The 646-nt window shown below is 70.4% G+C and carries 1 protein-coding gene; it reads left to right on the forward strand.

The window, feature by feature from the left end:
* A partial coding sequence (thrC, locus tag KUM32_RS36815) for a threonine synthase (protein WP_217146225.1) occupies nt 1–646 on the forward strand: 646 nt, incomplete at both ends.

Below are 646 nucleotides of genomic sequence, written 5' to 3' on the forward strand. Positions count from 1 at the left end.
CTCCGGTGGTGACACTGCGCGAGGGCGGCACGCCGCTGGTCCCCGCGCAGGTGCTCTCCGAGCGCACCGGGTGTGAGGTTCATCTCAAGGTCGAGGGCGCCAACCCGACCGGGTCCTTCAAGGACCGCGGCATGACGATGGCCATCACCCAGGCCAAGGAGGCCGGCGCCAAGGCCGTCATCTGCGCCTCCACGGGCAACACCTCCGCCTCGGCCGCGGCGTACGCGGTGCGCGCCGGCATGGTGTGCGCGGTCCTGGTGCCCCAGGGCAAGATCGCCCTCGGCAAGATGGGCCAGGCCCTGGTGCACGGCTCGCGCATCCTGCAGGTGGACGGCAACTTCGACGACTGCCTCACGCTGGCGCGCGAACTGTCCGAGAAGTACCCGGTCGCACTGGTGAATTCGGTCAATCCGGCGCGTATCGAGGGTCAGAAGACCGCCGCGTTCGAGGTGGTCGACGCGCTCGGAGACGCTCCCGACATCCACGTGCTGCCGGTCGGCAACGCGGGCAACATCACCGCGTACTGGAAGGGCTACCAGGAGTACGCCGTCCCGTCCCCGCAGGGTCACGCGGCCGTCTCCTCCCGTACGCCGCGCATGTGGGGCTTCCAGGCGTACGGCTCGGCGCCGATCGTGCGGGGCGAGCC

Source organism: Streptomyces sp. AC627_RSS907, assembly GCF_019049165.1.